General features: G+C 68.2%; 10 protein-coding genes. 1 reads left to right on the top strand and 9 read right to left on the bottom strand.

The features are described 5' to 3' along the window. Positions 1-13: 13 nt before the first annotated feature. From AC1MFI_RS09595 to AC1MFI_RS09575, 5 genes are read right to left on the bottom strand one after another with little or no spacing between them, the layout of a single operon-like run. Positions 14-1,990 carry a beta-galactosidase gene (locus tag AC1MFI_RS09595; protein WP_479816449.1) on the bottom strand — a complete coding sequence of 659 codons (1,977 nt, stop codon included), beginning with the start codon at positions 1,988-1,990 and terminating at the stop codon, positions 14-16. Positions 1,991-2,029: 39 nt separating this feature from the next. Continuing rightward, positions 2,030-2,668 carry a hypothetical protein gene (locus tag AC1MFI_RS09590; protein ID WP_479816448.1) on the bottom strand — a complete coding sequence of 213 codons (639 nt, stop codon included), beginning with the start codon at positions 2,666-2,668 and terminating at the stop codon, positions 2,030-2,032. Beyond that, entirely contained in the window at positions 2,665-3,585 is a 921-nt protein-coding gene (locus AC1MFI_RS09585; RefSeq protein WP_479816447.1) for a carbohydrate ABC transporter permease, read from the bottom strand. Before AC1MFI_RS09585 ends, AC1MFI_RS09590 begins: the two co-directional genes overlap by 4 nt. Then, positions 3,582-4,565 carry a carbohydrate ABC transporter permease gene (locus AC1MFI_RS09580; protein WP_422108738.1) on the bottom strand — a complete coding sequence of 328 codons (984 nt, stop codon included), beginning with the start codon at positions 4,563-4,565 and terminating at the stop codon, positions 3,582-3,584. Before AC1MFI_RS09580 ends, AC1MFI_RS09585 begins: the two co-directional genes overlap by 4 nt. A gap of 20 nt (positions 4,566-4,585) precedes the next feature. Continuing rightward, a complete protein-coding gene (locus AC1MFI_RS09575; protein ID WP_479816445.1) occupies positions 4,586-5,878 on the bottom strand; it encodes an ABC transporter substrate-binding protein in 1,293 nt (430 codons plus the stop codon). A 162-nt stretch (positions 5,879-6,040) separates the two neighbouring features. Here AC1MFI_RS09575 and AC1MFI_RS09570 point away from each other — a divergent pair, with 162 nt between their 5' ends. Beyond that, positions 6,041-7,024, top strand: a complete 984-nt coding sequence (locus tag AC1MFI_RS09570) for an acetylxylan esterase (protein ID WP_479816443.1) — start codon at positions 6,041-6,043, stop codon at positions 7,022-7,024. Between the two features lie 67 nt (positions 7,025-7,091). Here AC1MFI_RS09570 and AC1MFI_RS09565 read toward each other — a convergent pair whose 3' ends face one another. The 4 genes from AC1MFI_RS09565 to AC1MFI_RS09550 all read right to left on the bottom strand — a co-directional run bounded on the left by AC1MFI_RS09565 (position 7,092) and on the right by AC1MFI_RS09550 (position 13,468). Then, positions 7,092-7,541, bottom strand: coding sequence for a BLUF domain-containing protein (locus AC1MFI_RS09565; protein ID WP_479816441.1), 450 nt, complete (start codon positions 7,539-7,541; stop codon positions 7,092-7,094). A 106-nt stretch (positions 7,542-7,647) separates the two neighbouring features. Then, complete coding sequence (locus tag AC1MFI_RS09560; RefSeq protein ID WP_479816439.1) at positions 7,648-10,209, bottom strand: rhamnogalacturonan lyase; 2,562 nt, start codon at positions 10,207-10,209, stop codon at positions 7,648-7,650. A 125-nt stretch (positions 10,210-10,334) separates the two neighbouring features. Continuing rightward, positions 10,335-11,489 (bottom strand): mannitol-1-phosphate 5-dehydrogenase, encoded by a 1,155-nt coding sequence (locus tag AC1MFI_RS09555; protein ID WP_479816437.1) that lies wholly within the window; start codon positions 11,487-11,489, stop codon positions 10,335-10,337. Then, positions 11,489-13,468, bottom strand: a complete 1,980-nt coding sequence (locus AC1MFI_RS09550; protein WP_479816435.1) for a PTS mannitol transporter subunit IICBA — start codon at positions 13,466-13,468, stop codon at positions 11,489-11,491. Before AC1MFI_RS09550 ends, AC1MFI_RS09555 begins: the two co-directional genes overlap by 1 nt. Positions 13,469-13,480 lie beyond the last annotated feature (12 nt).

The following is a 13,480-nucleotide window of genomic DNA, read 5'->3' as shown; positions in this document are numbered from 1 at the left end:
GGAGCTGGTGGGATCAGCCCCCGGTCAGCACCAGGGCGTAGGCATGGGGCTCCAGCGTCACGCCGTCCACCGCACCGCCGCCGAGCGCATCCTCGCCCTGCACACCGACTGCAACCGCGTCCTGGCCGTGATTGATGACCGCGAGCAGCCGGCCCCGGCGGATCGCCTCGACCTCCGGCGGGAGCCCCGGGAGCACCGGGTCCACGCCCGCCGCCGTGAAGAGGTGCGCGAGCACCTGCCGTGTGCCGTCGTCGTCGGGCACGGTGGCGAGATAGTAGGCCTTCCCCGACCCTGCCGTGCGGACCGTCAGCGCGGGCGAGCCGTGCTGACGGCCGCCGTCGAATGCCGCCAGCACCGCGGCGTCGACGGCGTGGGCCTCCTCGGCGAGGAGGGACCCGGCGAACCCGAACCCGTTCCCGGCCACCCGGGCCTCCTGCTGGCCGGGGCCGGCCGCCCCGGGAGGCACCAGCGCGCCGAAGTCCTCGATGACGACCCCCAGCAGGTCCCGCAGCTGCGTGCCGAAACCGCCCGCTCGGAAGCGGTCGCTCTCGTCGACCACGTCGCTGAAGGCCGTGACGAGCAGGTGGCCTCCCTGCGCGACGAACCCTGCGAGGTTCGCGGCCGCCTGTTCGGTCAGGAGGTAGAGGTGTGGCGCGATGACGACGTCGTACCGTGCCAGCCCGGCCGTCGGCGGGAGGATGTCCACCTGGGTGTGGAGGCGGTGTGCGGCGTCGTACCAGCCCCGCACGAGGGACAGGTAGTCCAGCGATGTGGGGTGGTCAGGGTTCTCGATGGCCCACCAGTTCTCCCAGTCGAGCAGGATCGCCACCCTGGCGGAGCCGTCATCGGCCGGAAGATCCGGGAGCCGTCCGAGCTCGCCGCCGAGTGCCACCACCTCGCGCCAGGTACGGGTCTGCGTCCCGGCGTGCGGCAGCATCCCCGAGTGGAACTTCTCCGACCCCGCCCGCGACTGCCGCCACTGGAAGAAGAGGATGCCGTCCGCACCGCGGGCTACGGCCTGGATGCTCTGCGCAGCGAGCTGCCCCGGCGCCTTCGGCGCGTTGGAGGGCCGCCAGTTGACCGCGCTGGACGCCTGCTCCATCAGCAGCCACGGCGTTCCGGGCTTGAGCGAGCGCATGAGGTCGCCGTGGAACGCGCCCTCGCGGAAGCCCTCCGGATCGTTGGGGTCCGGGTAGAGGTCGTCGCAGATGACGTCGAGCTCGGCGGCCCACTGCGCGTAGTGCGCCGGTTTGAAGGCGCCCATGAAGTTCGTGGTGACGGGCTGCGTGGCTCCCGCTGCCCGGATGATGTCCCGCTCCATCCGGTAGCACTCCAGGAGCATGTCGGAGGTGAACCTGCGGTAGTCCAGCAGCTGCCCCGGGTTGTGGCTGTAGGGCGCATGGCGTGGCGGAAAGACCTCGGAGAACGTGCCGTAGCGCTGTGACCAGAACATGGTCCCCCACGCCTGGTTCAGCGCATCGACCGTCCCGTAGCGCCGCTCCAGCCAGAGCCGGAAGGCGTCCCGCGCGGCGTCCGAGTAGTCCACGTTCAGGTGGCAGCCGTACTCGTTGTTCACATGCCAGAGGACGACGGCGGGGTGCCGGGCGTAGCGTTCGGCGATCCTCGTGACGAGTTCCGCGGCCAGCCTGCGGTAGGCGGGCGACGACGGCGCGTAGTGCTGGCGGCTCCCGTGCCAGTAGGCGGAGCCGTGCTCGTCCGCGGCCAGCATCTCCGGGTAGGCGACAGTGGCCCAGGGCGGCGGCGACGCCGTCGCCGTCGCGAGGTCCACCGCTATCCCGCCGTCGTGCAGGAGGCCGATGATCCGGTCCAGCCATTCGAAGTCGAACTCGTGTTCGGAGGGCTGGATGCGCGCCCAGGCGAAGATCCCGAGGCTCACCATGGTGACCCCGGCTTCCCGCATGCGTTCCACGTCCTCCGGCCAGACGTCCTCGGGCCACTGCTCAGGGTTGTAGTCGCCGCCGTAGTGCAAGGGAACTCCAGGGGTAGTCGGGTGGTGCAGGACAGGGTGTCAGGAGCGCGGACGGCGCTCGCGGACCGAGGTCGCCAGCGCGGCGAAGACGAGGCAGCCGACGCCCGGGATCACGAGCGGCGGCAGTTGCCAGGCCACCGTCCCGGTGAGGACGACCGCCGCGACGAGCCACAGCAGGCCGGCCGGGTCGTCGCGGACATCCCGGAGCCACGCGAGCGCCGCTGTACGCCACGAGCCCGACGACCGCCAGCGCACCGTGGTGCCGGCGAGGCCCGCCAGCAGGACGATCAGCAGGACGACGCCGGCGGCGAGGACCACCTGCCAGCCGGGCAGCACCCGCGAGCCGGCGACGACGATGTCCAGCAGCAGCAACCCCACGGCCACCGCGACGCCCAGTCCCACGAGCCATCCGGTCCGGAGTGCTGCCGCGAAGTCCGCCCCGAACAACCGGAGCGTCGAATCCTCGGCCCGCAGGAAACGGTGGAGGTGCGCCGACCCCGCGGCGAAGGCTGCGGGGACCGTGATGATCGCGAGGCCTGCGACGCAGCACAGCGCTCCGACCCACAGGACTTCGCCGAACAGGGCGAATTTCGCGGTTGCTCCGGGCCAGCGCACGCCGCTTCCATCGCGGACGGCGGCATCACGCCCGCGGACGGCGTCGCGCCGGCGCCGATTCATCCCTTGAGGCCCTGGGTGGCGACGCCGTCCACGAGGAACCGCTGGAAGATGATGAAGAACAGCATCACCGGCAGCAGCGCCAGCACCGAGATGGCGATCGTGGCGCCGTAGTCCGACGTGCTCGTCTGGTCGTTGAAGATGTTCAGTGCCAGCGGCAGGGGGTACTTGTCCGGGGAGTTCAGGTACAGGAGTGGGCCAAGGAAGTCGTTCCAGCTCCAGATGAAGGCGAAGATCGAGGACGTGATGATGGCCGGCTTGATGAGCGGCAGCGTGATGGACAGGAAGATCCGCCCGTGGCCGCAGCCGTCGATGCGGGCGGCCTCGTCGAGCTCCCGCGGCAGGTTGCGGATGAACTGCACCATCAGGAAGACGAAGAACGCCTCGGTGGCCAGGAACTTGCCGGCCAGCAGCGGCCAGAAGGTGTCGATCAGGCCGAGGTTCCGGAAGATGATGTACTGCGGGATGATCAGCACGTGGAACGGCAGGAGCAGGGTTCCGATCATGGCCGCGAAGAGGATCTTGCTGCCCCGGAAGGTGATGCGCGAGAACGCATAGGCGGCCATCGAGGAGGAGATCACGGTACCGATCACGGCGCCCACGCCGAGGAGCAGCGAGTTGAGGAAGAACTTCCACGTGGGGATGCCGGCGATGCCCTGCATGACCTTCACGAAGTTGTCGAACGTCGGGTTCTCGGGCAGGAAGCCCTGGTTGCTGCCGAACTCCGCGTTCGGCTTGAACGACGCCGAGACCATCCACAGCAGCGGGTACAGCACGATGGCCGTCAGCGCCACGATGCCGATGATCCAGAGGGCGGTCGGGATGTGGCGGCGCATCGGGCGGCGCCGGGGCCCCCGCTGCCCGGGAGCGTCGGGATTAGCCGGCACGGGGACGGCCGGGTTGGATTCGATGGTGGTCACTTGGAGTCTCCTGCGTAGTGGACCCAGCTCTTGGAGGTGCGGAAGAGGATGAAGGCCAGGACCCCGACGGCGAGCAGGAGGACCCAGGCCATCGCCGAGGCGTAGCCCATCTGGTTGTTCGCGAAGGCCCGCGTGTAGAGGTACACGGTGTAGAAGTTCGTGGCTCCCCCGGGTCCGCCGGTCCCGGAGCCGATGATGTAGGCCGAGGCGAAGATCTGGAAGGCGTTGATCATCTCCAGCAGCAGGTTGAAGAAGATCACCGGCGAGAGCATCGGCACCGTGACGCTGATGAACTTGCGCCAGGACTTCGCCCCGTCGACCGACGCCGCCTCGTACAGTTCCGCGGGAACGCCCTTCAGTCCGGCGAGGAAGATGACCATGGGTGCACCGAACTGCCAGACGGCCAGCAGGATCATCATCGGCATGATCAGGGACGGGTTACCGATCCAGCCGCCCATGTTGATGCCGAACAGGTTCAGTGTGCTGTCCACCGGTCCCTCGGTGGAGAACATGGCACGCCACACGAGGGCGATGCTCACGCTCGCGCCGATGAGGCTCGGCGCGTAGAAGGCCGACCTGAAGAACCCGGTGCCCCGGGCCTTGTAGTTCAGCAGCATGGCCACGGCGAGCGCCGCCGCGAGCTTGATCGGCGTCCCGACGAGCACGTAGATCAGTGTGATCCTCACCGAATCCCAGAAGCGCTCGTCCCCGGCCATCCGGGTCAGGTTCTCGAGGCCCGTCCACTCCGGGGCGGTGAAGAGGTTGTAGTCCGTGAAGGCCAGGTACAGCGAGGCCAGCATGGGACCGAGGGTGAGCCCGACGAACCCGAGCAGCCAGGGCGAGAGGAACACGTAGCCGGCGACGGTGTCCCGGTTCCTGCGGCGGGGCCGGGGCGTGCCCGTCCGGCGATGGTCCGCCGGACGGGCACCGGATGCGGCGGTGCGGGGTGTTGCCGGCGCGTGCGCCGAATCCGTGGTCACGGGCTGACTCCTTTGTCTGACTAGCTACCGAGCGTGACGGCGGCTTCGTCGAAGAACTGCTTCGCGGCGTCCTCCGGCGTGACGGCGCCCAGGCCGATCGACTTGCCGAGGTCCCAGAAGGTCGCCTCGACGGCACCGAAGCCGTTGACGGGTGCCGCCGGAGCGTCACCGATGCGGTCCTCGATCGAGTCGAGGTAGTCCTTCACGGCCTTGTCGGGGCCTTCGAGGTTCGCGCCTTCGAGCTGCGTCTCCGAGGCGGGGATGCCGAGCGTCGCACCGAAGATCTCGCCGACCTCGGGGCTGTTGATGAGGAAGTCCACGAAGGCCGCGGCTGCCTCGGGATGCTCGGTGGAGGAGGACGCGGCCTGCATGAGGCCGACCTTGCGGTACAGGTCCTTCTCGTCGGGGTTGCTCGTGGGAGGTGCCACGATGGTGATCTCCTCGGCACCCGAGTCGCCGAGGTAACCGCCGAGGAAGTTGCTCCAGCTCATCTCGCTGGTGGTGAGGTTGCCACCGAAGCCGGAGACGGGGTTGATCTCCTCGAGCTTGCTCTGCGGGACGGTGACCTTGTCGCGGTTCGCCTGGCCCTCCTTCCAGTGGTCGGCGAGCTCCTCCTGGGTGAAGTTCAGTTCGCCCTCCTCGGTGAAGAGTTCGCGGCCCTGCTGGCGCAGCTTCAACTCGAGATCCTGGATGCGCTGCGTGGTGTCGGTCCCTCCGTACACGGTTCCGCCGGTGGCATCGGTCACCGAGGCCATGTACGCGTTGTAGTCGTCCCAGCTCGTGCCTCCCTCGTAGGGTTCGACGCCGGCCTGGGCCAGCAGGCCCGGGTTCTGGAACACGGACCAGGCGCTGTAGCCGGTGGGGATGGCGAAGGTGCCGTCGTCGAGCTTCCCGGTGGACAGCAGGCTCTCGTCGATCGCATCGGTGGTGATGCCGTTGTCGAAGTAGTCCTCGAGGTTCAGGAGCAGGCCGTTGTCGCCGTACTGGCGGAGGTAGGTGTAGTCGAACTGCATGACGTCCGGCAGCCCTCCACCCGCGGCCTCGGTCTGGCGCTTCTCCCAGTAGGAGGGGTAGTCGGTGAAGGTGTCGTTGATCGTGATGTTCGGGAACTTCTCCTCGAACGCCGTGATGGCCTTGTCGTAGCGGGCGGCACGGTCGTCGTTGCCCCAGAACGTGTAGTTGAGGGTGATCTGCTCCTCGGTGTCGAGGGCTGCGGGTTCACCGCCGCCTCCCCCGCAACCGGTCAGGACCAGCCCGGTGGCGGCGAATGCTGCTACGCCTGCGAGCGTGCGCCGTGAGAGTGTTCGGAACATCTTTGTCCTCCTGGAAAACTTCTTCGTCAGCCATCGTGGGACGCCCTTGGGAAAGCGTTATCCCACAGCGTAGATTGAATCGTATCAATGGTCAACAGCCCGGCTCCACGAGGTTGTCCGCGCTCTATCCTCGCCCATCCGAGCCGTGAAAGGATGCAGCACATGCCCCATTTCGATCTTCCCCTGTCCGAGCTGCGGAACTACCTGCCGGAGCGCGACGAGCCCGCCGACTACGACGCCTTCTGGGACAAGACCCTCGCCGAGCAGCGCGTCCACGCCACGTCCCCGTCGTTCGAGGAGGTGGACGCCGGCTACACCCAGCTGATCACGGAGGACGTGACGTTCGCCGGCTACGACGGGCAGCCGGTCAAGGCCTGGCTGCTGAGGCCTCGGCACCTCACCGGCCCCCTGCCGACGGTCGTCACCTTCATCGGCTACGGAGGCGGGCGCGGCCTGATCGGCGAGTGGACGGGGCTGCCCAGTGCGGGCTTCGCCCAGTTCGTCATGGACCTCCGCGGGCAGGGCTCGGGCCATCGGCCCGGCGACACCTCGGACGGAGCCCTCGCAGGGCCGCACCTGGGTGGCTTCATGACGCTCGGCGTCGGGGACCCCGAGACCTACTACTACCGGCGGCTCTTCGTCGATGCCGTCCACGCCGTCGAGGCCGCGCAGTCGCATCCCGCCGTGGACCCCGCCCGCGTGGTGATCTCGGGCGGAAGCCAGGGTGGCGGCATCACCCTCGCTGCTGCGGCGCTCACGCAGCGGATCAACCCGAACCCGCCCATCGGCGCCATCGTCGACGTCCCGTTCCTCGCCCACATGCGCCACGCCACCGAGATCGTCGGCACCGCCCCGTACTCGGAGATCGTGAAGTACCTCGGTACGCGGCGCCAGGACGTCGACGGCGTCTTCCGGACCCTCAGCTACTTCGACGGCGTCAATTTCGCGACCCGCAGCACCATCCCCGCGATGTTCTCGGTGGGACTGCTCGACGACGTCTGCCCGCCGTCGTGCGTGTTCGCCGCGCACAACCACTACGCCGGGCCGAAGCGCATGAAGGTGTACCCGTACAACGGCCATGAGCAGGGCGGCGCCTTCCAGGACGTCGAGCACCTGGCCTTCGTCCGGGAGCTCACCGGTTCCTGAAGCCTGCCGGCAGGGCGCGACGGCGGGGCGGCCCGCTCCCCCTCGCTCGACGGGACAGCGGTCGGGCTCAGCGCAGCTGGACGGCGCGGTCCTGGAACCAGCGGATCAGCTCGCGCAGTGCCGCGATGGACTCCTGCGGATCATCCTCGCCCTCGATATCCGAGAAGGTGCTGCGGTACCCGGGGATGTCCTCCGCAGCCACGTCGGAGGCCGGTTCGTACGCCATGGTCCAGTCCGGGAACTGCCGTTCGTCGATGGTGTCCTGGAGGAGGATGCGGACGTCGAGGTGCCGGGGATCCGCGGCGATGATGGACATGCGCTCGCGCAGGACGTCACCGGGTCCCTCGATGACCTGGAGGAATCGTCCGCTGCGGTACAGCAGCATCCCCGTCAGGTCGTCACGTGCGTTGTTCTCCCTGCTCAGGACCAGCAGTGCACCGAGTGCCTCGTCGTGGAACGGCTGGGCCGCGGTGCTCGAGTAGACGATCGACAGCAGGTCATGGGGGTTTCGGCTCACACAGGACAATCTACCCAACGTCCACCCCACCGCGGGGCAGGCAGAGCTCCGGCAGGGCCGCGTGCCCGTCCGCACCCGATCCTGCCGGAAGTTCTGGCCCACGCCGTCACCGCAGCGTCGAGAGGATCTCCGCTCCGGCGTAGCCGAGCCGGGTGCGCGCATCCTCGGACACCGTGCCGGGTTGCTTCTGCTCCAGCCGGTCGAGGAATTTCTGGAGCGCCCTGGCCGCATTGCCGGCCTGGTCCCGTTCCACTGCCCGCTGGGCCTGGTCCAGGGATGCCCGCACCTGCTGCGCGGCCGGTCCGGAGACGTCACCCGCGGCGATGGCCTGCTCGAGCTGCCGCTGCAGGGCGGGAAGCGCCCCCGGCAGGAAGGCGTCAGGCACGGGGACGCTCGTGAAGTCCGTGTCCGAGGCCAGATAGAAGCTGGTGTACGCGGGCTGGTTGTAGGCCGTGTTCTGGCGGGCGATCTCCGCACGGTACTGCGGGTCGTGCATCGGGGTGTACAACTTCCGATCGGTGACCTCGGTGCTCGTGAAGATCCGGATGGCCGAGCTGTCCGCCGTGCGGACGAGCAGTTCCTCGCGCCAGTCACCGAACACATCGGCCACGAGCGAGGGGTTGCCCTTCGTACCGTTGTTGGTGCGCGTGTCCGTCGCGGTGAGGAGCCGTCCGCGCCGGGCGTCGTCGATGGTGGTGGACTGGTCGGCCGTGCCGTTGACGAGCTGCGTGGTGCCGTCCGCCGCCCACCGGATGCTCATGTTGGTTCCGTAGCCGTTGCCCGGCAGGAGCCGGCCCGCCGCCGAGCGGAGCCCCACCGCCCAGTTCTCGATGCCTCGGACGTCCGGGTCGACGTCGCCGATCATCCCGCGCCCGGTGTCCCTGCCCGTGTAACCACCGAACAGTACCTCGCCGTTCGACGCGTCCCGCATCGCCCAGCCATAGGGAGCCCCTGCTCCGCCCTCGTGGACGGAGAAGATCTCCTGGCCGGGACGGTCGGGGTCGATATCCGTGACGTGGATGGCGTCGCCGTGCCCCAGCTTCGCCTCGGCGCCCGGAGCAGCACTCCCCGCGGGGAGCGTGTCGAACGAGCTGTACAGCAGCGAGCCGTCGTCGTCGATGGTGGCACTGCCGTACACGATCTCCTGCCGGCCGTCGCCGTCGACGTCCGCCGCGCTCAGCGAGTGGAAGCCCTGGCCGGCCAGCGGGCCGAACTCCTCGCTGCTGCCCCGTCCGCCGTGCGGACCGTCGTTGAAGGGGTTGGTCATGGGCACGTGGCCGGAGTCGGCGTGCCACTCCTGCGTCAACTGCTCGCCGTCCCAGCTGTAGGCGACGACGTTCGCACGCGTGTAGTAGCCGCGGGCGAACACGGCCGACGGGTTCTCACCGTCAAGGTACGCGACGCCTGCCAGGAAGCGGTCCACGCGGTTGCCCGGCTCGATCCGCGCCATCGCGTAATCGCCCCACAGCAGGCCGTCGTCACCGCGGCCCGGCTCGTACGGAACCGTCTCCAGTTCGGTGCCCGTCGCGCCCTCGAAGACGCTGAGGTATTCGGGGCCGTCGAGGATGAAGCCCTCGAACGCGCGCAGGTTGTTCCTGGCGCTGCGCGACGGCGCGTAGACGTCCATGAAGTAGTCCACCATTGCGCGCGCATCGACGTCGGACAGCGGATAGTCGTAGCGCTGCGGGATGCCGAAGGCCTCCTCGAGCGTCGCCGGCCAGGTGCCGGCCGCCACCTCGGGGTGGTCCTGCCAGCCCCTGAACATCCCGACCACGTGCTCGTAGTAGCCGGCTGCGCCCAGCCGGTAGTCGTCCCCGTGGGTGTAGCCGGCCGCGGCGTCCGCCTCCGGCAGCGTCACGTAGCTCTCGGAGGTGATCCGGCCGTCTGCTCCGTACGTGGTCGTCTTCGTTCCGGGAGCCGTCTTGAGCATCATCTCGGAGCGGCCGTCGCCGTCGAAATCAGAGACCATGAACTGTGTGTAGTGGGCGCCAGCGCGGATGTTCACGCCGAGGTCGATCCGGCTCAGCAGGCGCCCTTCGGCCGTGTAGGTGTCGATGTAGGTGTTGCCCGTGTACCCGATCTGGGAGACGTCCTTCGAGTTCGAGGGGTCCCACTTGACGAAGTATTCGTAGGAGCCGTCACCGTCGACATCACCGACGCTCATGTCGTTCGCGGAGTAGGTGTACGCCTCCCCCGCCGGAGTCACGCCGTCGGCCGGCTTGGTCAGCGGCAGGTCCGTGGACGCCTGTGTCCACGGGGCGACGTCGGCGCTCACCTCGACCTCCACGCCGTCGACGACGGCCGCGACGCTGTACCGGGCGCCCGCGGCAGCGGTCCCGGTCGCGGTGGTGTCGAGATAGTTGGTGCTGTCCGTGACGGTGGCGATGGGAGCACCGTCACGGTAGACCGTGAAGTCCGTTCCCGTGAGCCCTTCCGCGGTCGCACCCGTGGCCTCGGTGGCCCTGAGCCGCCAGGAGAGGAACACGCCCTGAGGGGTCGCTGCGCTGACGAGCCCGCGGTCCAGGTGTTCGAGCTGCACTCCGCCGATCGGAGCCGTGGTGCCCGTCCCCTGCGCCATGGCCGGGACGGAGAGTCCGCCCAGGGTGAGGACGGCGCCCGTGGCGAGTGCCACGCAGGCCGAGAGTGCTGTTTTCTGTGCCGAACTCATCATTGAATCCTTAAGTTGGAAAACGCTTTCCACACCACGCTAGGAGTCGGGGGGTGTTTTCGTCAAGGCCGGGCTACGAAAAAGGGAGCAGCGCGTGGCTGCTCCCTCTTCCTCGTGCCGACCGATCAGGCGTGGTGCCCTGGCGCATGCTGCGCGATCAGGCCCCGTACCGGTCCGTACAACGGGTGATCCGGCGTCAGGCCCGTGATGGACGTCGTCGCCTCGCCCGGTTCCTGGGTGGCGAGGATCTCGGCGAGCGCCGCGACCTCGGGATCATCCGGGGCCGAGAAGGACAGCGCCGCCTGCATCGCCTCGAGCAGCGCTGCCGGATGCGTACCGGCCTCCGCCAGCTCCGCGGCCGGACCGACGAACCTCTCCCTGCGGCTCAGCTTCCGCAGGGGTGCGCGGCCGACCCGCACCACGGTGTCCGGCAGGTGCTGGTTGGTGAAGCGCCGCAGGATCTTCTGCACATAGGCTTCCTGCTCCTCGGGGTCGAACCCGTGCTTCGAGACGAGCAACTGTTTCGTCTCGTCGAGCACGGAGCGCACCTTGGCGGCGATCGCCTCGTCAGCCATCGCGTCCGCGATCTTCTCGACGCCGGCCGCAGATCCGAAGTAGGCGGCCGACGCGTGGCCCGTGTTCACCGTGAACAGCTTCCGCTCGATGTACGGCTCGAGGTCGTCGACGTACGTCGCACCGGGGATCTCGGGCGCACTGCCCTTGAACGGGGTGCGGTCGATGACCCATTCGAAGAAGGTCTCCACGGTGACGTCCAGTCCCTGCCCGGCCGCCTGGTTCGGGACGATCCGGTCCACCGCAGTGTTGGCGAAGACCGCCTTCGACGCGAGATCCAGTGCGGCGCCGTCGTATGTCTGCTCGACCTCGCGGCGCAGGATGTCCGTCGCGTTGATGGCGTTCTCGCAGGCCATGACGTGCAGGGGTGCCAGATCGTCGCCGCGCCGGGCGATCGCTCGGGCGACGACCGGCGCCAGGAACTTCAGGATGTTCGGGCCCACCGCCGTGGTGACGATATCCGCAGTCGCGATCTCCGCGACGACATCCTCCTCCTGCGAGCGCGAATTGAGCGCACGATAGTTGTCCACCGTCTTCACCGCCGGATCCTCGCCGACCTCGTGCACGTCGTAGCTGGGCGTCGAGGCCAGCTGTTCGATCAGGGCGTCCGCGACGTCGGCGAAGACCACCTCGTACCCGGCTTCGTGGAGCAGGAGCCCCACGAAGCCGCGTCCGATGTTGCCGGCACCGAAATGTACTGCTTTCACTAAGCGTTGACCTTTCCGAAGAGCGCGAGGACCTCGTCCACCGTGGTCGCCTCGTCGAGCCTGGCGACCTGGTCCTTGTCCGAGAACACCCGGGCGATCGCGGACAGGATGGACAGGTGCTCGTTGTTCACGCCGGCGACGCCGACCACGAACTTCACCTGCTTGCCGTTCCAGTCGATGCCTTCGGGGTAGCGGACGATCGACACGGCCGAGCGCTTGATCAGGTCCTTCGCCGCGTTGGTGCCATGCGGGATCGCGAGGAAGTTGCCCATGTAGGTGGGCACGGACTTCTCGCGTTCGTGCATCGCCGCCACATAGGTGGAGTCGACGGCTCCTCGTTCGACCAGCAGGCGGCCGGCCTCGTTGATGGCATCCTCCTGCGTGGTGGCCCTGCCGTCGAGCACGACGCTCTCCTCGGCGAGGACGTCATTGGCGCCGGTGGCCGCGCCTTCGTCGTCGGCCTCGGACGCGACGGCGGCCGGCATCGGGTTCTTCGGATCGACTCCACCTTCGGCTGCAGCGCTGGCACGCACCAACTCGACGATCTCGTCATAGCGCGGGCTGTTCATGAAGTTGTCGACGGTGACGTGCGTGGCGCTCTGCGTCAGGGGCTCGGCGCGGGCGGCGAGGTCCTGGTGCGTCACGACGACGTCGAAGTCGTCCTTCAGGTTGGCGATGGCGAGGTTGGTGACCTTGACGTCCGGGAAGCCGGCCGCCTTGATCTTGTTGCGGAGCACCGAGGCGCCCATGGCGGAGGAGCCCATGCCGGCGTCGCAGGCGAACACGATGGTGCGGATGGGACCGTCGGTCGCGGACGTGGAGCGGAAGTTGCCGGCGACGGAGCTCTTCTTGCCCTTCAGGCCCTCCATCTTGGAGGCAGCGGCAGCGAGGTCGCCACCGTCCTGGTTCTTGCCGGTCTTGAGGATGACCGAGGCGACGAGGAAGGACACGGCCGTGGCGAGCACGACGGACAGGCCGACACCGAAGTAGCTGTCACGGGCTGTCTGGGCGAGCACCGCGATGATGGAGCCCGGCGCGGCTGGGGCGACGAGGCCGGCGTTGGTGATGCTGAGGGTCGCGATACCGGTCATGCCGCCTGCGATCGCGGCCAGGATCAGCAGCGGGCGCATCAGGACGTAGGGGAAGTAGATCTCGTGGATGCCGCCGACGAAGTGGATGATGGCGGCACCGGAAGCGGAAGCCTTGGCCGCGCCGCGACCGAAGAACATGTAGGCGAGCAGGATGCCCAGGCCGGGTCCCGGGTTGGCTTCGAGCAGGAAGAGCATGGACTTGCCCTGCTCCAGCGACTGCTGGACGCCCAGAGGAGTCAGGACGCCGTGGTTGATGGCGTTGTTGAGGAACAGCACCTTCGCAGGCTCGATGAAGATGCTGGTGAGGGGCAGGAGGCCGTTGTTGACCAGGAACTGGACCACATTGCCCGCGCCCGTGCTGAACGCCTCGACCAGCGGGGAGACGCCGAAGAAGCCGATCAGGGCAAGGACCGCCCCCCAGATACCTGCTGCGAAGTTGTTGATGAGCATCTCGAAACCGGGGCGGATCTTGCCGTCCCAGATCGCGTCGATCTTCTTCATGCTCCAGCCGCCGAGCGGGCCCATGATCATGGCGCCGATGAACATCGGGATGCCGGCGCCGACGATGACACCCATCGTGGCGATGGAGCCCACCACGCCGCCGCGGACGTCGTAGACCATCCGCCCACCGGTGTAGGCGATCAGGAGGGGCAGCAGGTAGGTGATCATCGGGCCCACGAGCCCGACATTCGCCACGCCGTCGGTCTCACCGAATCCGCCGAGCTGCGGAACCGGGAGCCAGCCGGCCTCGATGAAGAGGGCCGTGACCAGGCCCCACGCGATGAACGCGCCGATGTTGGGCATGATCATTCCGGACAGGAACGTCCCGAACCTCTGCACGCGGACCCGGACACTGGTGCCGGACCTCGCTTCTAGTTGTGTTGCCACATTGATTCCTTA

Source organism: Arthrobacter sp. BC5, assembly GCF_056680255.1.
Note: the sequence above shows the minus strand (reverse complement) of the source record. Positions and strands in the feature narration are given on the sequence as shown.